The following is an 825-nucleotide window of genomic DNA, read 5'->3' as shown; positions in this document are numbered from 1 at the left end:
GTGGGCCACTGCGGTGACAACGCCGCGTGCGAAGGCTTCTTCGGCCTGCTCAAGCGCGAGCGGGTCTACCGCATGACCTACCCAACGCTCGATGCCGCGAGGGCTGATGTGTTCGAATACATCGAGCGGTTCCACAACCCGAGGATGCGACGAAGGGTCGCCAGGCAAGACCAGAAGTTCTCAGCCCTTTTACAACCGTCCGTGATTTCGGGGTAGAACCCGAACTCGTCGCTATAGCGACAAATCTTGCGCAGGTCAGGCTTGGCCATGTGACACCTCCTGGTTAGGGAAAGGTGTCAACAAAAACGGATGAGGTTCCGCGTCGGCTTGAATGAATTGTTAGGCACCACGCCGAGTGCCTACGGCTTGAGATCGCTCAGCCCACCAGACAGCAAGAACCAGACTTGTACGGTCTCACCATCCGCCTTTTCTACGGTGTACACGTCATAGCGCTTCTTGCCCGGCGGAGCGGCCAGCGCCTGCATCTTGATGGTGGAGCCTGGGTATTTCTCGGCGATCCATGCAGGTCCGGACTGGTTGAGGCCAACTGCAAGAACCGCTTGCTCCGGAGAGCTGCCGTCACCGCCGTAGTAACCAGGCTCAATCTGGCTGTAGTCGGGGCCGCCAAAGGTGCTGCAGCTACAGAGAAGGGCTACGAGGGGAATGGCTAGAAATCTCAAGAAACTCTCCTGTGGTGCCTAACGCCTTATGTCTTTGCTTTCCCCTACTGTAAGCGCCGAGAGCCCGGTGTGCGCGCCCGATAACGCCTCGGTGTAGCCGCACCGTAATTCAGCAGGGGCCGCACACCGGATCTCGCGTCCCGAC

The 825-nt window shown here is 59.2% G+C and carries 2 protein-coding genes; one reads left to right on the top strand and one right to left on the bottom strand.

Annotation, left to right across the window (positions count from 1 at the left end):
• On the top strand, positions 1-216 hold a 216-nt coding region (locus CSC71_RS15250; RefSeq protein WP_162373230.1), incomplete at its 5' end, for an IS3 family transposase.
• A 143-nt stretch (positions 217-359) separates the two neighbouring features.
• Here the strand turns inward: CSC71_RS15250 and CSC71_RS15245 are convergent.
• The gene (locus CSC71_RS15245; protein ID WP_162375228.1) at positions 360-680 is read right to left on the bottom strand and encodes a hypothetical protein; all 321 of its coding nucleotides are present in this window, start codon (positions 678-680) and stop codon (positions 360-362) included.
• Positions 681-825 lie beyond the last annotated feature (145 nt).

Origin of the sequence: Pseudoxanthomonas sangjuensis, from assembly GCF_010211755.1 — a bacterium.
Lineage (GTDB): Bacteria > Pseudomonadota > Gammaproteobacteria > Xanthomonadales > Xanthomonadaceae > Pseudoxanthomonas_A > Pseudoxanthomonas_A sangjuensis.
The sequence above is the reverse complement of the archived record's forward strand: the minus strand, read 5'-3'. Positions and strand labels throughout refer to the sequence as shown.